The organism is Ruminiclostridium cellobioparum subsp. termitidis CT1112 (assembly GCF_000350485.1).
Classification (GTDB): domain Bacteria; phylum Bacillota; class Clostridia; order Acetivibrionales; family DSM-1351; genus Ruminiclostridium; species Ruminiclostridium termitidis.
In genome coordinates this window covers 159,665-183,045 of the sequence record NZ_AORV01000025.1, presented here as the reverse complement: position 1 = coordinate 183,045, position 23,381 = coordinate 159,665, and the positions used below count along the sequence as shown (strand labels likewise).

Below are 23,381 nucleotides of genomic sequence, written 5' to 3'. Positions count from 1 at the left end.
ATCCAAAAAAAAGACGAGTGCAATGAGATACTAAACAGATTCCAGGAGAAATATTTAAAAAAAATGTATAGCTTTAAAATATGAAGTAACAAAATAAATAGAATTTTGAGGAATATTTAAATTCAACAGTGTAAATTAGTTTCTCCTCCAAATAAAATTAGAATAAATTTATATATTCTAATTTTATTTGGAGGACACAATGGTACAAAGATATATACATAATCCAATAATCAGACCTCAGGATGTTAAACCTTCAAGACCGGATTTTGAAGTTATATGTGTATTTAATGCAGGAGTCGCAAAATTGGGCGATGAAGTGATTTTATTATTGAGAATAGCAGAAAGGCCCATCAATCAAAATTCAGATATTCATATTGCTCCGGTTTATGACGTTGAGAAGGCTGCAATTATTAAAAAGAGCTTTAATACGGATGAACCGGGCTGCGATTTTTCGGATTCGCGGTGGATCAGGACTCCTTCAACTAATTATATTACCTCCATATCCCATTTGAGAGTGGCGCGCAGCAGGGATGGAATTAATTTTGAAATTGAAGAAACGCCTTCTGTTTCACCTGCAAACATATATGAGGTTTATGGCATCGAGGATGCCAGGATAACCTCTATTGACAACACATTTTATATTAGTTACAGTGCCATATCTGATTTGGGGATAACTTCCTATCTTGCGTCCACAAAGGATTTTATCAAGTTCCAACGGCATGGTGTTATATTTCATCCTGACAATAAAGATGTTGAGATTTTTCCGGAAAAGATAAATGGCAGGTATTATGCCCTGAACAGGCCGTCAATGTCACATTTCGGGAAGATGGATATATGGATATCCGAATCTCCCGATTTGATCTCATGGGGAAACCACAGACACCTGGCAGGTGCACGCGAGGGTTACTGGGATAATGGCAGAATTGGCGGAAGTGCTGTTCCTTTCAGGGTGAAGGAAGGCTGGCTTGAGATATATCACGGGGCTACAAAAGACGATAAGTATTGTCTGGGGGCTATGCTTCTGGACCCGGAACAACCCTGGAAAGTGATTGCAAGAAGTGAGAAGCCTATCATGGAACCGGTAGAAGACTACGAGATAAATGGATTTTTTGGAAATGTAATATTCACCTGCGGAGTGATATATGAAAATGATGTTGTAAAAGTATACTATGGGGCGGCTGATACTCATATGTGTTATGCTGAGATCCCCATAGAGGATATTATGACTTCTTTAGGATTAAAGTAAGCCCTGGATATCTATAGGCTTGTTATATTAGGCTTTAAAGCCTTAATATATGCAAAATTTTGCAGCAAATACTAATAATAAGGAGGAACAATATGTCAAAGATACGAAAAAGACAAGAGCGATTAGCAGTCCACTTTAAAAAATTGACAGCTGTTTTATTAGTTTTAGCGCTAATACTCACGACAATTTCTTCAATGTCCATATCGTCAGTATATGCATCTGACATGACGGATAGTGAAAGTGCTCAAATTGTCAAGGACAGAATCAAGGCAACATTTTTGGAAAGTGATTCTTACCGGGTAGTCAGCGGTTCTGACGTTTTCGGGTACATATCAAAGTCAATGGAGTATGCAAATACCATTCAGCCAAACGGCAGCTGGTCAGATGTAAATTATGCTGACCGTACCAACAGTGCGAATGGTACTTTGTGGAGTCCATATCTTGCTTTATACCGTATAACGGCAATGGCAATGGGCTATAATCAGGAAGGTAATGAAGCGTATCATAATCCTGTAATAAAGGACGCCATTGAAAGAGCATTAGCTTATTGGGACAGTGCCAAGCCTTCATCCACAAACTGGTGGGAAAATGAAATCGGACAAGCCATGTGTATGGGTGTTACAGGTATATTTATGGAAGGCATCATAAGCAAACAGGCGTTGGATGTATGTATTAACTACAATCAGGGACGTCTGGATACAGTAGGTGCAAATGGCGTTTGGAGAACACAGGATTATTTATATAAGAAGCTGGTGCAGAATGATTATCCGGAGGTTGTAAAAGGAATTTCGACACTTGCGGAAACTCTGGCAGTTGATGAAAAAGGAACATCGAATGAAGCGGTTCAGGCAGATTCAAGCTTTTACTGTCATGGCGCCAAGCTGTACAGTGAAGGGTATGGAATGGCTCAGTTTAACATGGTTGCCATGTGGGTCGGCTATACAAGCGGAACTAATTTTGCTTTTACCGAAGAAGCCTTAAAGAAACTGGAATTTTATATACTTGACGGTACCAGGTGGATGATCCGGGGAGAGTTCGGTTTCCTGTACCTTGGATATCGAAGGTATAATACCATTGAAGGAGTCAGCAGCTATGCGGCAGATATTCTGCCGGGAATGATTATAATGGCACAATATGATACCGACCCCGAGCGAAGGGCCAAATACCAGCAGGTGGTAGATAACATAGAGGGTAAGTCGGCAACAAATGGATTGGTAGGGAACAAACATTTCTGGCGGTCTGATTATACCTCTCAGATGCGTGATAATTACGGAATCATGACTAAAATGAGTTCAAGCCGTATTAATGGCGGTGAATACCGGTCCACTTTCCGGTCGTCCATAGGAAATGAAATTTATTGGAATGCGGCAGGTACAACGGCAATTTTTGTTAATGGACATGAGTACACTGATCTGGTTCCGGCTTTTAACTGGTCGCATTACCCGGGTACGACAGCTCCCAATGAAAAGATGCCTTACACGCTGGAATGCAAATTTAATGCAAATTCAAGCTTTGTAGGCGGTGTGTCCGACGGCATGTACGGTGCTTCAGTGTTTACCCAGGATATGGATAGTACTGTTGCACGCAAGGGATACTTTTATTTTGATGACGAAATGGTGGCTTTAGGTGCAGGAATATCTTCAACCCGCCCTGTGGAGGTTCATACCACCGTTAACCAGGCAATTGCAAAGGACAATGCATCAGTTGACGGAGTTTTACTACCAAAGGGTACAGCTGCGGTAACATATACAAATCCCAAATGGGCTTATAATGATCAGATAGGATATGTGTTCCCGGCTAATTCCAAAGTCAGCATTTCAAATATGGATCAGACATCAAACTGGCTGGACCATCCGGCTCAGACAAAGCAGGCATTTACACTTTATTTTAACCATGGTATTAATCCTGCGAATGCTTCCTATGAGTATATTGTTGTTCCTGGAAAGGATTCAGCTGAAGTCGAAGCATATTCAAACAATATTCCGGTTCAGATTTTGTCAAACACAACAGAATTGCAGGCGGTAAGAAATGAAGGCTTAAACCAGACACAATTGATCTTTTACACCCCCGGAAGTTTTGAATACCGCACCGGTGCTACCATAACAGTGAATCAGCCCTGTCTGGCAATTATTGACGAGAGTTCCGGAACACCAAAGGTAACTGTATCAAATCCCGAAACACCGGGCTTGATAGTTGACGTAAAAATTACTGAGACTGATAAGGATACATTATATGGAAGGTATAATCTTGGAAGCGGAATTTACATGGGACAATCGATTACCCAGACTTTATCCGATGTTCCTCTTTCTGCCAGCAATATAGGGGCAAGTTCATTTTTACCGGGATATGCTCCTCTGAATGCAATAGATGATTCCATGGATACATCATGGCGTTCGGAGCCTGATGAAAGCCAGTATATTGTCTATAATATCGATACTCCCATTCCTCTTGTTGACAAGGTTACTGTTGATTGGGGTACTGATTATGCAAAAGAATATATAGTTCAATATTCTACAGATAATGTTAATTGGACCGACGGTTATTTACAGTGGCATGGAAGCGGCGGAAAGGAAGTAATTGATCTGCCGTACGTTCAGGCAAAGTATATCCGAATATTAATGCTCTCAAGCAATAAAAAGAACGGGTATGATATTAAAGATCTTAATGTACATTATAATGTAAATCTGGCATTATACAAACCTTCATCAACCAGCGGAAATGATGCCGGCAGTATGGCAACTTATGCAAATGACGGGAATGACACCACAAGATGGTCAGGACCCACAACGGCTGCTAATGCGTGGTGGCAGGTCAATTTGGGAGCAAAGTCAAAAGTAAGAACAATCAGGATATCCTGGGAGAGCTCTTATTCAACCAGCTTTAAAATTCAGACGTCAGATGACGGGGGTACCTGGACAGACGTAAATACTTTTACTAATGACAAGCCGGGGGTTCAAATCCTTAACTTCCCTGAAGGAAGCATTGATGCCAGATACATTAGGCTGCAAAGCATCACTAAGGTTAACACCTACGGTATATCGATGTATGAATTTGAAGTATTTGGAGAAGCTGATGTACCTGCTCCGCTGCCCAATTATGGAGGAAGGCAGAACTTAGCCTACGGCAAAACAGTCACAGTTGATTCAAGCTGGAGCGGCAGTGCTAATATTGAGTCTCCATATACAACAACTGTGCCGACAGACGGAAATATGGGAACCAGGGCCAGTACAGGCAGAGGTACTGCAGAGGTTACACAGCGTTCTTTCTACGTTGATCTGGGTCAACCTTTATCGATAAATGAAATAAAACTTTTCTGGGAAGTAAATTCTCAGCATGTATATTTGGAATATTCCAATGATCCGGCAGGTCCATGGACGCCTATTACTAGTATTAATAGAAGTACATACAAAGGCAATGAGCAGGATGATGTAAAATTCAAGCCGATTACAGCCCGCTACATACGGGTTAAAGGTGTAATGGCCACAAAATATGGCTTAGCTATTTATGAGTTTGAGGTTTATGGAGATTATTCTTATAAGCTGGACAATCATGCAGTAACCTTGAACAAGGGAGATACTCTGGACTTGAAGGCTATTTTAGCTCCGTATTCAGAGACAGACAGTGCTGATTTTAAATCCTATAATACAGACGCAGTCACTGTAGGAACTCCTGCAGTCAGCGGGGATTCCGTCCCAGGCGAACAGGGAACGTATACTGCCAGGCTGGAGGCTGTTTCGGGCGGTACTTCGGTTATTATAGTTCGCCATTCGGCCGGTTCTGAATATGATTTGTGCACAGTAAAAGTAAACACATTTAAAAATGATCTGCAGGCACTTTATGATATAGCCTCACAATTAGACCAGAATGACTATATTTCTTCGTCCTGGACTGATTCGGACATAGACAGTGTTTTAGTGAATGCAAATACTGTACTGGGTGATAATAATTCAACGCAGCGTCAGGTTGATGCTGCCATACAAAACCTGCAAACGGCAATGAACATATTGGAGAAACGGTCAAATAAAGCTTCTCTGGTAACGGCTATGTCACAGGTAAATGCGTTAAAGCAGGCGGATTATACGCCTGAAAGCTGGGAAAGCGCCAATCTGGAAAAGTTACTTGCCGATGCCAATTCAGTTTACTTTAATGACTATGCCACACAGCAGGAAATAGATTTTGTTGTAAATGCATTAATTGCGGCCATGAATGGCTTGGTTAAGGTAACAAACCCTGAAAATCCTGATGTTATAACCCTGGATAGTACATCCAAATCAGTGTACAGGGGTCAGGAATTCACAATCACTGCAACAGTAACTTCTCCTGCGGCTATCGACAGTATTGTACTGTTCAGCTCGGACAGCGATGCCGTTATAGTAGGAGAAACCGAGTCCAGCACTCCTGGTGGAATAACAATAGTACATTTAAGTGCTGCAAAGGTGGGTAATGCCATTATTACCGCAACTACAAGCGGCGGCGGAATTGCAAGATGCGCTGTAAATGTACTCGCATCCGGTGTAGTACTTGATACTCCTTCAAAGACACTTTATCCCGGTGATAGCTTTACTCTTACTGCGACCGCTGTTCCGGAGGAAGCGGTAAATAAGGAAATAAGCTTCAGCGTCGGAAACAGCATAGTATCATTGGGTACGCCATCATATGATGCACAAAATGGAATAACAAGCGTACAGGTTACCGCAATACGTACGGGAACAACAATAATTACAGCAACAACAGCAGATGGCGGTACAGCACAATGCGTCGTTACGGTACAACCGTATATTGACGACAGTCGCAGCGGCGGCGGTAATGGAGGCGGCAGCGGAAGTAGCAGCAGTACCAGTACCAATACAACTCCGCCCCCTGCTGCGTCAAATAATACCATCTCCGATGCAGTTGCGTCAGGTCACGGCTCTGTTACAAGCACAATTGCAGCAGCAGCAAAAACTGATAAGGACGGAAAGGCCACAGCCGCAGTTACAGAAAAAGAAGTTACCGAAGCAATAAACAAGGTAATTGAAGCAGCAGCAAAAATGGATAAAGGTACGGCAGCAAATGTAGAAATTAAGGTATCTGCTCCTTCCGGTGCAAAAGCTGTGGAGGTCAGTCTTCCAAAAGAAGCAGTTGATAAGGTTGTCAGCAGCAAAATAGATACGATGACTATTTCAACACCTATTGCAGTCATGACCTTTGATAAGGAGTCTGTTAAAACAATTTCCCAGTCAGCGGCAGGAGATGTGAAAATTACAACCTCCAGTGTTGACAGCACAACTCTGTCCGATGAGGCAAAGCGGATTGCAGGCGGCAGGCCGGTGGTGGATTTAAGCGTTACCAGCGGCGGAAAAACAATATCAGAGTTTGCAGGAAACGTAACAGTATCTATTCCATATACTGCAAAAGCGGGAGAAGATACCGAAGCTGTTGTCATATACTGCATAAATTCACAGGGCAGCCTGGAACTTGTAAGCAGCTGCGTATACAACAAAGAAACAGAAATGATAAGCTTTAGATCAGATAATTTATCAAAATATGCAGTGGGTTATAATAAGATCGGCTTTAAGGATGTGGCAGAGGGGGCTTGGTATTCCAAAGCAGTTAGCTTTATAGCTGCAAGAGGTATTACAACAGGTACAGGCAACGGCAGCTTCAGCCCAGATGCAGAGCTGACCAGAGGTCAATTCCTCACAATGGTAATGAAAGCTTATGAAATAAAGGCCGATGAAAATGCCACCGATAACTTCACAGATGCAGGGAACAAATTCTATACAGGTTACCTGGCAGCTGCCAAGAGACTTGGTATTTCCGACGGGGTAGGAAACAATAAGTTTGCACCGGATAAAGAAATAACCAGAGAGGAAATGTTCACACTTCTGTACAACATATTAAAGCTCAGAGGTGAACTTCCTGCCGGAAATTCAGGAAAGGATCTGAAGGAATTCAGTGATACAAAGGATATAGCCGCATGGGCAAAGCCTGCCATGTCGATATTCACTGAAGCCGGAATAATAGCCGGAAACCTTGGCAGACTTTCACCAAAGGATACAACCAACAGAGCGCAAATGGCCCAGGTATTGTATAACCTGATTAAAAATCAAATGCAGTAAAATAAAGCAATAACATAAAAGTTATTTGGAGACTGCAAGCAGTTGTGTGTAAATACAAAACAACTGCTTGCTAGTTTTTTTTGTCGTATGGGAAAGAACAAGTATGCTTGTGCCATAGCATTATTCATCCCTCCAGACCTTGTTCATCGGTCAGACCACCGTGTCGTTTTGGGTCCGCCAAGCCAGATTCCCTGGGGAATTCACAAATCAGCTATTCACAATTACTTGTCAGGGATAAAGTGGCCTTATTTTTTAAAATCACAATAGTTTACAAAAGTATGAATTGTATATTTTCCAATATATAAAAAACGTACAATTGTTACTAATAGTTCACTATAAAGTTTAGCTAAATACAAGTATAATTTCTGTTAAGGTTTGAATAATCAGCATAACGAAAATTAAGGAGATATTTTTTGGGGGTAAAAATGAAATCAGTTAACGATGAAGGAATAAAGGATATTAACAAATTTTTAAATTCTTAAGAAATAACCCGGGAATTCCTGGAAGGGGCAATAGACAATATTGACTGGACATCTTTTTGGACAGGAATGTTATGGCTGGCATACGAAGTGACGGGGGACGAAAGATATAGAAATACAGCCGAAGTTCAGTTAAGCAGCTATAAACAGCGAATAACTGAAAGGATATGCACTGATACCCATGATCTTGGATTTTTGTACAGTTTATCATGTGTTGCATCATATAAACTGACCGGTAATGGTGAGGCGAAGGAAATAGCACTATATGCAGCTGAGCTCTTAATGAGGAGGTATTTTGACAAGGCAAAAATAATACAGGCCTGGGGTGACCTTAGTGATCCGGAAAACAGAGGAAGAATGATCATTGACTGCTGTATGAACCTTCCGCTTCTTTATTGGGCAGCAGAAATCACAGGAGATAAAAAATATTTCAAAGCGGCAAATTACTTTTTGAATAGACTTCCGCAGGACTGTATCTGCTGTTGGGATCTGATTTTTACAGGCGGTACTCAGGAAAGAGATAGTTCGGCAGCAGCCATTGCAGCCTGCGGCCTTTTGGAATTATCAAAGCATTTGCCGCTTGAGGACATTATGAAAAAGATATATGAAAATGCGACTGTAAATATTGTAAAATCGCTGGCAGAAGGGTATACATCAATTACAGACCCCAAATCAAACGGAATATTACTGCATGCCGTATACTCCAAACCCGATGGTAAGGGTGTTGATAAATGCAACATATGGGGAGACTATTTCTATTTTGAAGCACTGGTAAGATTAATAAAGGAATGGAAAACATATTGGTAAAAGACATTAATATTAATACTCTCGATACTTATGGGTCGAACAGTGCCATGAACACTGACTTTATATGATATCAACAGCATAAGGAGGCGAGTTTATGATTAAAGATATCTATCCAGTGTATTTATTGTATTTACCCCACAATTATATTTTATTCCCTTGATTGTTCTTAAAATGTTTTGGTTTCTATTGTATTTTTACTGAACAGGAAAAACAAAACATTTGTGCTTTTAGCACAAAGAAAGGAATGATATTATGAAAAAGGTATTACGTTTAATCTCATTTATTATAATGCTGGCTTTAACACTCTCAGTTTGTATAATTTCCACAGGTGCGGCAGCAGTCACAATATCTAACGGTACAGCATGGACCGATACCACAGGCGGTTCAATTCAGGCCCACGGAGGCGGGATTTTGAAAGTTGGAACTACATACTACTGGTATGGAGAGGATAAAATTCACAATTCCGCTCTTTTCAAGCATGTTTGCTGCTACTCGTCAACAGACCTCAAAAATTGGACATGGAAAAGTTACGTTTTAAATACGACATCTGCAGCTGAACTTAACAGCTGCAAAATCGAAAGGCCAAAAGTAATTTATAACTCAACAACAAAAAAATATGTAATGTGGATGCACTATGAGAATGCCTCCGATTACACTCTTTCAAGAGTGGCAGTTGCCACAGCTTCATCTCCTGCAGGTCCGTTTACGTATCTGGGAAGCTTCCAGCCCAACGGAGGTTCCCACGATATGACGGTTTTCCAGGACACTGACGGATCAGCATATTTAATCACCACTTCGAACAGCAACACAAATACCAGACTGTTCAAACTATCTTCGGATTATACTACTATTGCCTCCGAAATGAATATGATTTATTCCGGTCAGAACAGAGAAGCTCCTGCTCTTGCAAAAAAAGGCAGCTATTATTATATATTGACATCCGGATGCTCAGGCTGGTACACAAATCAGCAAATGTATTCCTATGCGACATCACTTAACGGGCCATGGTCGGCGCCTGCTCCAATAGGTAATACATCAGGTTTCAATTCTCAAACCGCATTCATTCTTCCAATTCAGGGAACTACCACATCATATATGTATATGGGAGACCGCTGGAATTCGTCGGCCCTTGGTTCATCCAGATATGTATGGCTGCCGTTGATACTAAATGGAACAAGTGCCTCATTGGAATATTATGATAATATCTCAATAGATGCATCAGCCGGTACCATCAGCGGAGTTACCAACGGCTCGTTATTATCCCAGGGGAAAACAGCTTCTGCACAAACATCAGTTTCAGGAAATGCGGCTGGTAATGCCAATGACGGAAATTACCAGACCAAATGGGCAGCAACTGGTGTAACATGGCCTCATTGGTGGATGGTGGATCTCGGACAAAATAGAACTGTTAAGAATGTACAGATTTCGTGGTTTATGTATAAAGGATCGGAAGGATATTATAGGTACAAAATTGAAACAAGTACCGATGGAAAAAGTTTTACAACGGCACTTGACAGAACGGGCAACACCACTTATGGGTTTACATCGGATTCACTATCTGTAACAGCAAGATACGTCAGAATTAATATGGTAGATGCTGTCTTGTGGAACAACCCCAGTAATTGGTATACTCCTCAACTGTTTGAGGTTAAGGTATATGGGTCATAAAATATACACGCACTTTAAGTATTTATATTTAATAATGTGAACGGAAGGGGTTATGCAGAGACCGGTACTTTGCATAACCCCTATATATGCTTTTCAACCTGTCTAAGCCGGAGCACAAATAAACCAGGTGCTGTATTTTACCAATCATTTAAAACTAATAGCAGTTAATGATGGATATTTAAATTCTTTCTAAAATCATTTGGTGTTACACCGTTGTACTTCTTAAATGTCTTATAAAAGTAAGAACTGTTGGCAAAGCCGATTTTTTCTGAAATCTCTGCTATCGAATATTGAGTATTCTGTAAGAGCTCCTTTGCTTTATTAATCCTTACTTCGGTAATATAATCCGGAAGAGCTTTCAGTGTTTTTTGCCGGTATACCCTTCCCAGATATGAAGGGTTCATAGCCAGTTTGTCTGCTATACCGTTCAGGCATAAGTCCATACTTGCGTATGAGGAGGTAATTATATTATTAATTGTTTGAATGAGATTATCATGCTTGGTATTACGCTTTTCTTCCAACAGCAGCTTTAACTCATCAAAAAGGCTGAAGAATTTGGTGTTGATATCCTCTAAACTTTCAATATTGGTTAGGTTCAGCATAGAGACATTAAATCCTGGTTGATACTGCAGGGAATTATTTTTACATACTATATTTATTGTATTGGTTATAGCCAATGCAAGATGGGAAATTACAAAGTTGATTACTGTAAATGGGTATTCTGTTGTCTCATTTATTATTTCCAGATATATTTTTTTAGCGGAATCAGAATTGAACCCCATAATTGATTCGGTAAGTTGTTTTTCCTTTGACATCGGGTAAGTGTATTCCCTATCCTTGTATAACATAATGTCCCTGGAATTTATGATGCACCTGGGGCCATAAAATAGTCTATGATAGGATGCTTCCAGAACTTGATTGTATAATAATCCTGCATTTTCTATGGACCCGACCGGGCTGAATGTGATGGAGACCGTTGAGTTCATAAATTTTTGCATGGAATCATTGATGGAATCAAAAAGGAGTTTTAATTCTTCTTCACTAATATTTATCTCATCACTTTCCGAGTTAAACAGCATTATAACTCTATCTTCACCCATATCAACTACCTCACAGGAGAAATAGGGTGAGCAAAGTTCGGTCACAATATTTCCAATTCCAAATTTATAAAGGTTTATATCATCAATAGAATACTTATGAGTAAATTCCTCAAAATTATCAATTCTGATTAAAAACATAATAATATAATATTCAGGATTTAAATTTATTTCATACTCTTTGATCAAATTTTGTATAATCTGCAGATTTTGAGAAGTTCTTCGGAGTAATAGGTTACTTAAAAATTCCTGTTTCAAAAGCTTATTTTTTGTACGATTTTCAGACTCCAGAATATATAGGTCTGAAAGTTTCCGGTCAATGGGTTTTGAGAGTATTTTTGAAACCATAAGTGCCAGCAAAAGGCTGAAAGCAAATACAATAATACAAACAATAATCAGATTCTTTTTCAGATTATCAATATCCTTAAAAACTAAGTCATACGGTGTAACCTTTATATATCTCCACCCAAAAGCATCAGGTTCAGTGTATATAATAAATGATTTTATCCCGCTAACCTCATCAATAATGTAACCGGATGTTTTCGGATTACTGTAAAGTTCTTCCGAATATTCCAGATTCGAAATATATGTACCCATTTTTTCAGTGTTACTGTTTGAAACAAGTTTACCGGAACTGTCCACTATAAAAGTATCGGAAAAAGAATTTTTGGAATCAGCTGTCATTACATCCCTTATCCATTTTTCTGAAATATTGACTACAACAATACCGTTATTTGCGGTATTAAGAGAAAGAGGATCATAGCAAAGAAAGGTATAAAAACTATATGAATTTGAATCAGAGATGCTATATGAGAAATTTCTGGAAATGGGGGTAAATGGTTTATAATTATCAATATTATCAATAATATTGATAATATCTTTATCTATAAAAGAAGATTTATTATGGGATCCTGAAAGGTTACCGGTTATCCGGACATTTTGGTTATTGGTACTGACAAAAAAGGTTTCTGAAGCAGCGTTATAAATATAAACAGAATCGATAAACGGTAAGGAGATTCTATAATTACCAAGCTGATCCATGGCAGGTCTGATATCATATATGTCGGGAGAAGAGTAATAAAGCAGCTTTGACAGATATACATCGGAAAAAATCTGATATGAGACAGTTTTGGCTATTTCTGTCATCATGGATACCTGCTTATTGGTTTGTGCGAGACTGCTCAGATTAAAATTATATACCTGATTACTTGCTATGTCTCGAAACTTAATATAGAGGACTGAAGATGATATCATCACAGCAATTATTATGCAAATAATCAATGATAAAAATAACCTTAAGTATACTTGACTGTCTGTTTTTAGTAAGGTAAACTTCTTCTTTAACATTGATTTTCCTCCTGAAAAATGTTCATTTTGGATATAGTTATTCTATATGGATATGTGAATTTATTGTAGTCTTTTTAATATTTTTGTGCAATGATAATAATAGGTATTACGATAAAAACCTCGTAAATTTATACAAAAGTATTAAGATTATACATCGGTATTTTGTGAAATATGGAGGTTTCTTCATGAAAAATGTTATTACAAGGTTTATCAGTACATTGTCGGCTGTTGTGATGCTTGGCGGGTTAATGTCATCCTGCAGTTCAATAAAAGGCGGTGCTGCTATTCCGGCTGTAAGTACAAAGACGACAAGTGAAAATGGAATTAATATATCTGAAGAAGCGGAATTGAAGTTCTACATGCTGGGAAATGCTCCGAGAGATCTGGAACTGATTCAGGAAAAGGTTAATGATCTTGCAAAAAAAGATCTCAACTGTACAGTAAAATTTAACTATACTTCATGGTCTGACACAACCACAAAATATAGTCTCCTATTATCATCAGGACAGGATATTGATCTGTTGTATACTGCTGACTGGATGTACTATAGCCAGTATGCAAAAAAAGGTGCTTTCCAGCCACTGGATGAAGTTGTTCCCAAGGCAGCTCCCGATTTGTGGAAATTTATACCTGAAAGTTATTGGAATGCTGTGAAGGTGGAAGGTAAGATATATACTATCCCGGCAACCTGGAAAGAGTATACCCCGGGAGTTATAGTATATAGAGAAGACTTGAGAAAAAAATATAAACTTCCGGAAATTAAGGATATTGTAACATTTGAAACTTATCTTGAGGCAATAAAGAAAAATGAGCCCACGATACAGCCTACCGAAGAACTGGTGGCAGACTGGGGTATAGGTGGACCGGGATTTACGGCATGGCTTCCCTTATTTGATCAAACACACACTTCCAACTTGGGTGTTGCGTATGGTTTATACAATGATTTCAGGAATCCGTCCCGGTTGATTAACTATTGGGATTCAGAAGAATTTGTAAGAGATATGAAAACTCTCAGAAGATGGCAGGAAAAAGGCTTCTGGTCAATAAGCGCCCTTTCTGCAAACATAAGCCAATCCGATGAATTTGAAAATGGTAAAGTTGCTTGCATAATGACAAGCAATCCCGTAAAATATGCAACCATATTATTAAAAGTAAGAACAGTACATCCCGATTGGGAGGTTGGTTACCTCTCAATCTCTGAAGTTTCAGGCTACGTAGAGCCGGTTCATCCGGTACACAATGGCTTTTCAGTTCCGAAGAGCAGCCGGAAGGCTGAAAGAGCAGTTGCGTTCTATTCCAGGCTGGTGCTGGACAAAACATATAATTATTTAACCCAGTATGGGATAGAAGGTACACATTATAAAATTTCCAATGAAGGTTATTATGAAATGATAGGTGATACAGAAGCAAACGGTTTTCCAAAAGAGGCTATGAATGGCTGGGCATGGAGAAATCCTGAAATACAGTTATTTGATAAGAGTTTTGATTCAGTGCTGGAAATGTTTAAAAAATTTGAATCAACTCAGATTGTTGTAGGTGAAAACCTCTTAGGTGGTTTTATCGAAGACTATTCGGCATATCAGGCTGAACGGGCGGCTCTATATCAAGTTCAGAACCAGTATCTTGTTCCTTTGATGGGCGGTTTCGTTGAGGACGTTGAGGAGGGAGTCCGGCACTTCCGTGAAAAGGCTAAAAGTGCAGGACTGGAAAAAATCCAGTCTGAGTTTGGTAAGCAATGGCAGGCATACTGCAAGGGAATCGGAAAATGAAAATAATTTGTAAGTTACTTAAGGGAAGCCTGGTGGGGTTTCCTTTTTTTATTAAATTATTATTTACATAACTCAAAAATGTTTACAAAAGTACCCAGATTATACTTCTTTAATCTATAAAAAATTAACAAATCTAACCATTGTTCAGTATTAAATATCGGCTTGTTCCTCTACAATAAACCCATCACGATGAATTCATCGAAGTTAAGACAAATTCAGTGGAGGTAAGGTAATGTGAAAACAGATATAAAAAAAAATAGATGCACTAGTGACAGTAAAAATCAGTAACAAATTAAATAGAAAAGAAAGCGATCTGATATATGATTTTAAAAAAAATAAGATACTGTTGTTAATGCTGGCACCGGTCGTGGTTTTCTTTTTTATTAATTCTTATCTTCCCATGGTTGGCATTTATTATGCTTTTACCAAGTTTGATTTTAATGGTGGCCTTTTTGGCAGTCCTTTTGTGGGATTTGATAACTTTAAATTTTTGTTCCAATCCGGAACAATTTTAAAGATAACAGTAAATACTGTTCTGTACAATCTGGCCTTTATTGTTATTGGAAATGCATTACAAGTATTTGTGGCAATTTTACTTAGTGAAATGTCAAGCCGTATATTTGCAAAGGTATCACAATCCATAATGTTTTTGCCTTATTTTGTTTCTTATGTTATTGTCGGTGTTTTAGTTTATAACTTGTTCAATTATGAATCGGGTTTTGTAAATACAATGCTTCAGAACTTTAATATGGACCCTATAGATGCTTATAGTACTCCTGGTTTATGGAAATTTGTACTGGTAGCATTATATATATGGAAAATGCTTGGTTACGGAACTGTTATTTATCTCGCTGCAATCCTTGGAATCGGCTCTGAATACTATGAAGCTGCTAAGATTGATGGGGCAAATATATTCCAGCAGATACGTTCTATTACCATACCGTTACTTGTTCCAACATTTATTATGCTATTCCTTTTCAGTCTTGGAAGCATTATGCGGGGGCAATTTGATCTGTTCTACCAGGTTATAGGTTCAAATGGGTTATTATTTGATGCAACTGATATTATTGACACATTTGTTTTCAGGTCTCTTAAAATGAATTTTGATATTGGAATGGGTACTGCCGCAGGGCTTTATCAGTCGGTATTCGGTTTCATAATAATAATTACTGTAAATTGGCTCATTAAAAGGAATCATGAAGAATATGCACTGTTTTAATATGGTATTTTAAAAGGAGGAAATTGTTCCAATGAAGGTAAGAGAAGCAAAAAGTACAATTCTATTTAACATATTGGCTTATATTATTGTGGGATTTATTACACTGCTTTGCCTGCTGCCGTTTTGGCTTATAGTTTCAGGTTCATTTACTTCAAATCAATCCATTATTCTTGACGGATACCGTTTATTTCCTCAAGAATTTTCCCTGGATGCCTACAAGGCTATTTTTAAGATACCTAAAGGAGTAATCGATGCCTATAGTGTCACTATTTTTGTAACTGTTGCAGGGACTCTCAGCGGTTTATTACTGATATCAATGGGGGGATATGTCCTTCAGCGTAAAGATTTCAGAAGCAGAAACAAATTTTCTTTTTTCGTATATTTTACAACATTATTTCAGGGTGGTTTGATTCCCTGGTACATCCTTCTCACTAATTTCCTGCATTTACGTGATAAAATAGCTGTTTTAATCCTGCCGTCCATAATGTCTCCGTTTTTGATTATTTTGATGAAGAATTTTATAAAAATGTCGGTACCCGATGAGATTATAGAATCCGCTAAAATTGATGGGGCAAACGATTTCAGGATCTATTACAGTATTGTGCTGAATTTATCTCTACCGGGTCTTGCAACTATTGGTTTATTCCTGGGGCTGCATTATTGGAATGATTGGTTTATGAGTATGTTATTTATCGATACTCCCAGCAAGTATAGCCTGCAGTTCTTTTTATATAACCTTCTCAATGGAGCCGAGTTCCTCAGAAATCTTTCCCAGGGTGCAGGTGTATATGACAGTGTGGCTATACCAACTGAAACCACTAAGCTTGCAATGGCAGTTGTAGCCGTCGGGCCTATTATATTTCTGTATCCGTTTATCCAGAAGTATTTCGTAAAAGGTTTAACCATAGGTGCTGTAAAAGGTTAGAACCGATTTGTCGGCTAACATAGATCATTATATTAATTAGGAGGAATTGTACATGAAAAAGGGTATGACAGGGTTTATTAGTGCATTGTCTGCAGTTGTACTGTTTACCGGTGCACTGACGGGCTGTGGTTCGTCAGCTGACAAAGCGGCAGACAGTAGTGCTGCACCGACTACGTCAGTTACGGCAGCTACTTCAACTGCGGCAGCAAGCCAAAACGGAATTGATACTTCAAAAGAAGTAGAATTACAGTTTTATATGCTTGGAAATGCTCCAAGGGACCTGGAAATAATACAAACAAAGGTTAATGAGCTTGCCAGGAAGGATCTTAATTGCACTGTTAAATTCAACTATACTACATGGTCGGACACAAATACAAAATATAATCTTTTACTGTCATCTGGTCAGCCTATTGACCTGATGTTTACAGCCGATTGGATGAACTACAACCAGTATGCTAAAAAAGGTGCTTTCAAGCCTCTTGATGAAGTAGTTCCAAAAGCAGCACCTGATCTGTGGAAGTGGATTCCTGAAAACTATTGGAATGGTTGTAAAGTAGAAGGGAAAATTTATACTATTCCTGCAACCTGGAAAGAGTATGTTCCCGGAGTTATAGTATACAGAGAAGACCTGCGAAAAAAATATGGAACTCCTGAAATTAAGGATATTACGTCACTTGAAGCTTACCTTGAAGCAATAAAGAAAAATGAGCCAAATATGATTCCTACAGAGGAACTGGTTGCTGACTGGGGAATTGGTGGACCTGGATTCACAGCCTGGGGACCAATATTTGAACAAACACATACCTCAAATTTTGGCGCTACTGTTCCTTATGGATTATATAACGATTATAAAAACCCATCTCAATTAATTGATTACTGGGGTTCAGAAGAATTTGTAAATGACATGAAAACTCTTAGAAGATGGCAGGAGAAGGGTTTCTGGTCAAAGAGTGCTCTTTCAACCAAGGAGTATCCCGCTGATGAATTTGAAAATGGTAAGATTGCTTGTGTTATGGCAAGCAATCCGGGCAAATACGCTACAACTTTATCCAAAGTAAGAACAAACCATCCTGATTGGGAAGTTGGCTATCTTTCTGCTCCGGAAGTAGCAGGCTATGTAGAACCGGTACATCCGATTCACAATGGCTTCGCAGTTCCAAAGAGCAGTGAAAATCCTGAAAGGGCAGTTGCTTTCTATTCCAAGATGGTGCTTGATAAGACATACAATTATTTGACTGAGTATGGTATCGAAGGTAAGAATTATAAAATTACAGAAGATGGCCATTATGAAATGATAGGTGATACTACAACAAACGGGTTTGCCAGAGAGGCAATGAATGGTTGGGCTTGGAGAAATCCGGAAATTCAATTATTTGATAAGAGTTTCGATGCTGTATTAGATATCTTTAAGAAGTATGAAGCAGGCAACGGTATTGTTATAGGAGAAAATCTTTTCGGTGGATTTGTTGAGGACTATGCACCATACCAGGCTGAACGTACTGCTTTATATCAGGTTCAGAGCCAGTATCTTGTTCCGTTGATGGGCGGTTTTGTTGCCGATGTTGATAAAGGTGCAGCAACCTTCCGGGAGAAAGCCAAGGGTGCAGGCCTTGAAAAGATTCAGGCTGAATTCACTAAACAATGGCAGGCTTATTGCAAATCAATTGGTAAATAGTACTTATTGTAAACAGCTTTGGGGAACCCTCGTGGTTCCCCATTTTATTAATCTTAATCACTAAAATAAAATATGAAACGTGGTGAGAGCAGTGATACCATTGAGAAGCTTAAAAATGGATTGAAATACGGAGAGCAAAAGGGTTTCTGTTTATTTAAGGAGACAAAAAACGAAATAGATATGTTTCATATACAGCCTGAATACAAAAAGCTTCGGTCTATTGCTGAGTTCCCATCTGCACTGCAATTATCATGTGGTACGACAGTTAGTTTTTCAGATTCAATGGAAGTATTTAAGCTCAATATCGGACTGTTGAAACGACTTGTTTGACCGGGATTTATGCAGGGCAGCCTGCAAACGGTATGAATATAGGGGACATTTCGGAGATAAGAGGTATTGTTATCGGATAACTATAAGGCTTAAAAAAGTGGGCGTACAGCAAACATTCAAGTTAGTTGTAACACTTTTATAGTAATTAGTCCAGCGGTTAATGTCATAGGTGTGTATAAAATCCGGTAATTAAAAAATTTACAGGTCAGGATTTGCAGTATTTTCAATAATATATAACGAGAATTAGTATAAACTGTATGATATGCTTAAATTAAAAACTAATAATCAGATAAGTTTAATATTTACAGGATAGGAGTTATTATGGTAGAACTAGCCATAAAAATTATTGACAAGAATCAAAACGTAAAGCTTCAAAATACCGGAGAAAATGAAGTGACACTCATCTATACTTCAGAATATGTACGGGGTGACATAATACGTATTGAGTCGTCTGTAAAAAATCTTCACGTAATTCTGCAGGTTGACGATGCGCTTGGGCCTGCATTTGTATATGTTGCGGGTGATGTGAACTATAACGTACCTTTCGGAGATAAGAGAATCAGCTATTCTCCAAAAGTTTTCTGTGGCAGTAAACACTATCTTTATGCACGGGTTGCTACCAGGGATGAGATAAAAGCATATAGGAATCTTGCGTTAAATGTCGCTGATCAGCCTGGGGAAACTGATTGCTATCCTCACGCTGCAGCAAATGTTGAAACTAGAGGAGAAGCGGTATTTGCAGCAAGAAATGCAATAGATGGTGTCGTTGCAAACACCTCCCACGGTGAATGGCCTTTCCAGTCATGGGGAATTAACAGACAGGATGATGCAACAATTATGATTGATTTTGGCCGTAGAATTGTGGCGGATAGGATAATTCTATACACCCGTGCAGACTTTCCACATGACAATTGGTGGACACAGGTTACTTTATCCTTCTCTGACGGGTCTTGCATTGATTGGCAGTTAAAAAAAAGTCACAAACCCCACTTGTTAAATTTTGAAAAAAAGATAATCACCTGGGTCAGACTAAGTAATCTGATAAAATCTGATGATCCGTCTCCCTTTCCGGCGTTAAGCCAGATCGAGGTTTACGGGACGGTGTTTGAAGAGGTGCAGGCTGTACAAATACGGTGACGGTTGGTTGACGAATTATGTCAATTTGTATTAAGCTTTAATTGAAGTTTTTTAATTATACCTTCTGCAGCGCAAAACTGGAATTTAACGGAGGTTAAAAAAGTGAGACAGCCAAAAAATCTGAAAACCCGTTTAATTTTGTATTTCACTGCTTCAACCATTATACTTTCAATTTCTATAAATTTATTCCACTATTATAGTACAAAAAATTTACTAAAAAAAAATATGATTGAAAATGCTAACCCCAGTATTAATTATATAACGGATAATATTGAGAAGCAGTTAAAATTGGCGGGTCAGTTATCGGACTGGATATTCATGAACAGTTCACTTGAACGCGTTAAGCTAAAGAAATATAATTCGGTGGAAGTCCCATACGATGATGATATAAGCAGGGTAGTTGATATTCTTAACGATCAGATCATAAGTTCTTCAATTGGAAATAATATCTCATCACTCATAATTAGTTTGGATAATGGTGTTGATATTCGAACAGGTGAAGATGCCAGTATGGTAGATAAAGAGAAAATTGAGACTGCCGGTTGGTTTGTCGACGGACTGCATAAAAATGGATTAATACATTGGAATTCAATTATTATTAACCCTTCTCAATATAATTCCAATAAATATGTTTTGCCTATAGTACGCCCGGTTATAAGTTCTGTTTATAATAAAAAAATAGGATGGAGTTTTATCGGCTTCAAAGAAAGTCTTATTTCAGATGTGTATAAGAAATTTACATCGGGTAATGTGGAGCAGATATATGTAATAAATCCACAGGGTATATGTGTTTCTCATCAAAGCCCAAAAATGATCGGAACAAATTACCTGGACCATCCGTATATTAAAACTGTATTATCTCAGGGTAAGGGCTGTTTCGACACTAAAATTAACGGTATAAACAAGATGATTGTCTTTAATAAATTTAAAACTACCGACTGGATAATTGTTGAGGAGCTGTCATATGAAGCATTGGTCGGACAAAATATGGTGCTTTTTAATTCCACTATTCTTGTAATATTTATCAGTACTATGATATCTTTCACTTTAACGGTCTATCTTTCATCTAATTTAACCAACCCTCTGAAAAAATTAAAGAGACATATGAAAAATATTTCAAATGGGAATTTTACAAGAGATATGTCAATTGAAGGGCAGGATGAGATTGGAGAGGTGGGAAAAGGAATTAACGAAATGACTTTGAATATTAAAGCCCTGTTAGATTTTAAGCTTATGGAGGAGGAAAATAAAAGAAAGCTGGAGCTGAAACTTCTCCAGAGTCAGGTTAATCCACATTTTCTTTACAATACTTTAAATTCTATAAAGTGGATGGCTTCGGTTCAAAGAGCTGATGGAATCAGTAATGCCGTTTCTGCCCTGGGAAGGCTTTTGAAGAACCTGGCAAAAGGGACCTCCGATAAAATAACCTTAAGAGAAGAAACAAGCCTAATTGAAGACTATGTACTTATTCAAAATATCAGATATGGCGGGAGAATAAAATTTGAAAAGCTGGTTGACCGGGAAGAGCTTATGAATTTCAGAATTGTTAAATTCACACTGCAGCCAATCATTGAAAATGCTGTATTTCATGGGATTGAACCCAAAAAGGATGCAGGGAGGATTATATTAAGCCTTGCAGAAGCAGATGGGGAGCTGTTGATATCAATTGAAGACGATGGTGTAGGCATGACCGGGGATCAGATCGGAAAGTTATTCTTTAATCCAAATATTGATAAAAACATTGGGATTAGCAGTATGGGCATAAAAAATGTTGATGACAGGCTAAAGCTTACATATGGCAGTAATTACGGTCTTGATATTATAAGTGAAGAGGGTTGCTTTACAAGGGTCATTATTAAGATTCCTAAGGAGGATTAGATTAGTGCAGCAAGTAGTATATAAAAAAAGGTGGGTGGCAGTATGTTTTCTGTAGTAATTATTGATGATGAAGCCCTGGTGAGGATTGGACTTAAATCCATGATAAATTGGGAGGAGAATGACTGTCAAATTGTTGCCGAGGCCTCCAACGGGCAGCAAGGCCTTGAAATTATTAAGAAATATAGACCCGAAATAGTTATAACCGACATAAAGATGCCGGTAATGGATGGAATAGAGATGATGCGGCAGCTGGATCTAAGGAAAGGGCCCAAATACATAGTTTTAAGCAGTTACGATGAGTTTAATCTCGTCAGGCAAGCTATGAAATTAGGCGCTGTTGAATATCTTATAAAACTTGAACTTGAGCAGGATATACTGATAAATGCCATTAATCAGGCAAAAAAGATAATACTTCAGGAAAATGAGGAATACGAACGTAAAGGCTCTTTGGAGAGACAGGTCAGAGTAAACAAGCCTGTTTTAAGAGAGGAGTTTTTTAGAAAACTTGTTGGACATTTGTTTATTGATAGAAAAGAACTGGAAGAAGATATGGATTTCCTGGAAGTTAGCCTTAATGAAAATGCGCTCATGTGTGTTTTTATTAGAGTATATGAGATTGATAATATGACTGAATTCGGAAAGGAAGATATACAGCTGTTTGATTTTTCAGTAGTAAACATAATTGATGAAATATTAAATGATACATTTAAGGGATATGTATTTAAATGGAGTCATGGAGAGTATGCTTCTGTATTTTCCTACAACATAAATTGGAGCAGAGAGCTTTTAAATGATAAATTATCACAATCTATGGAACGGCTCATTCAAATGCTGAAGCAATACTTTAATATTTCAGTTTCAATAGGTATAAGTGACATACATATGGGTTTCAAAGAATTGGGAACAGCCTTTCTTCAAAGCAATCAAGCAGTTGAGTCGGGATTTTTCAAGGGCTTTGGAAGCTATACTTTTTACAATGAATGCTGCAGTAACGATCCCGTTAAAGAAACAATAGAAATATCCGACTATAAGAGTAGACTAAAAAATGCAATTGAATTATCAGATACATGTGAGATTCGAAGAATTTTTGAGGAGGTAAGTCAACTACTTTCAAAGGAAAAGGTCACAAAACAAAAAGCATATGACGTATGCTGCCATTTTGCGTATCTGGTTATTAACGTAATTGATGAAAAGTTGTTCAAGTCAGTTATGGGATATGAGATCAGTATATTTGCAGAAATACTAAGGCAGAATTCGCTTCCTGAAATAAGGGACTGGTTGGATAAGTTTGGAGAGTGTTTATGTACTATTATGGAAAATAACAGTAATAATAATACCAGCCGGTTTATTATCAAGGCTAAGAAGTACATTAATGATCATATAAAAGAAGACATTAAGCTTAATGAATTAGCCGCAGCTCTTGCTTTAAGTCCCGGTTATTTAAGTACGTTATTTAAACAGGTTACCGGAAAGAATTTTATTGACTATACAACCGAAGTGAAAATAGAATATGCAAAGAAAATATTAAAGGAATCAAATCTTAAAATATACCAGATATCTGATTTTATGGGCTATGAGAACGCTTACTACTTCAGTAGGGTATTCAGAAAAATAACAGGCATGACTCCCAGAGAGTTTATTGATAAGCAATAAATCTGAAAAAAGTATTCAAAATATATAATAAGTATTATAAAAAAATTACT

The 23,381-nt window shown here is 38.2% G+C and carries 12 protein-coding genes; 11 read left to right on the top strand and 1 reads right to left on the bottom strand.

Translation table 11 applies throughout. The features are described from left to right. The first annotated feature begins 199 nt into the window (after window positions 1–199). The 4 genes from CTER_RS07275 (at window position 200) to CTER_RS07260 (ending at window position 10,301) form a co-directional block, all read left to right on the top strand. Window positions 200–1,246, top strand: a complete 1,047-nt coding sequence (locus CTER_RS07275) for a glycoside hydrolase family 130 protein (RefSeq protein ID WP_004624604.1) — start codon at window positions 200–202, stop codon at window positions 1,244–1,246. Between the two features lie 92 nt (window positions 1,247–1,338). Then, window positions 1,339–7,347, top strand: a complete 6,009-nt coding sequence (locus CTER_RS26815; RefSeq protein WP_004624699.1) for a polysaccharide lyase family 8 super-sandwich domain-containing protein — start codon at window positions 1,339–1,341, stop codon at window positions 7,345–7,347. A 485-nt stretch (window positions 7,348–7,832) separates the two neighbouring features. Further along, the gene (locus CTER_RS07265; RefSeq protein WP_341349510.1) at window positions 7,833–8,633 is read left to right on the top strand and encodes a glycoside hydrolase family 88 protein; all 801 of its coding nucleotides are present in this window, start codon (window positions 7,833–7,835) and stop codon (window positions 8,631–8,633) included. A 252-nt stretch (window positions 8,634–8,885) separates the two neighbouring features. Continuing rightward, on the top strand, window positions 8,886–10,301 hold the full coding sequence (locus tag CTER_RS07260) for a family 43 glycosylhydrolase (RefSeq protein ID WP_004624674.1): 1,416 nt from the start codon (window positions 8,886–8,888) through the stop codon (window positions 10,299–10,301). A 164-nt stretch (window positions 10,302–10,465) separates the two neighbouring features. Here the strand turns inward: CTER_RS07260 and CTER_RS07255 are convergent, their stop codons facing one another. After that, window positions 10,466–12,745 carry a helix-turn-helix domain-containing protein gene (locus tag CTER_RS07255; RefSeq protein ID WP_004624680.1) on the bottom strand — a complete coding sequence of 760 codons (2,280 nt, stop codon included), beginning with the start codon at window positions 12,743–12,745 and terminating at the stop codon, window positions 10,466–10,468. 185 nt (window positions 12,746–12,930) lie between these two features. Between CTER_RS07255 and CTER_RS07250 the strand changes: the two genes are divergently transcribed. The 7 genes from CTER_RS07250 (at window position 12,931) to CTER_RS07215 (ending at window position 23,331) form a co-directional block, all read left to right on the top strand. Continuing rightward, the gene (locus tag CTER_RS07250) at window positions 12,931–14,514 is read left to right on the top strand and encodes an extracellular solute-binding protein (protein ID WP_004624670.1); all 1,584 of its coding nucleotides are present in this window, start codon (window positions 12,931–12,933) and stop codon (window positions 14,512–14,514) included. Between the two features lie 268 nt (window positions 14,515–14,782). Continuing rightward, a complete protein-coding gene (locus CTER_RS07245) occupies window positions 14,783–15,733 on the top strand; it encodes an ABC transporter permease (protein WP_004624713.1) in 951 nt (316 codons plus the stop codon). 31 nt (window positions 15,734–15,764) lie between these two features. After that, a complete protein-coding gene (locus CTER_RS07240; RefSeq protein WP_004624717.1) occupies window positions 15,765–16,658 on the top strand; it encodes a carbohydrate ABC transporter permease in 894 nt (297 codons plus the stop codon). A 52-nt stretch (window positions 16,659–16,710) separates the two neighbouring features. After that, window positions 16,711–18,333, top strand: a complete 1,623-nt coding sequence (locus CTER_RS07235) for an extracellular solute-binding protein (protein ID WP_004624592.1) — start codon at window positions 16,711–16,713, stop codon at window positions 18,331–18,333. 651 nt (window positions 18,334–18,984) lie between these two features. After that, window positions 18,985–19,800: a DUF7402 domain-containing protein gene (locus CTER_RS07225; protein ID WP_004624647.1), complete on the top strand. Its 816-nt coding sequence runs from the start codon at window positions 18,985–18,987 to the stop codon at window positions 19,798–19,800. Between the two features lie 102 nt (window positions 19,801–19,902). After that, a complete protein-coding gene (locus CTER_RS07220; RefSeq protein ID WP_004624639.1) occupies window positions 19,903–21,678 on the top strand; it encodes a sensor histidine kinase in 1,776 nt (591 codons plus the stop codon). 42 nt (window positions 21,679–21,720) lie between these two features. Continuing rightward, the gene (locus tag CTER_RS07215) at window positions 21,721–23,331 is read left to right on the top strand and encodes a response regulator transcription factor (RefSeq protein ID WP_004624617.1); all 1,611 of its coding nucleotides are present in this window, start codon (window positions 21,721–21,723) and stop codon (window positions 23,329–23,331) included. Window positions 23,332–23,381: the final 50 nt, after the last annotated feature.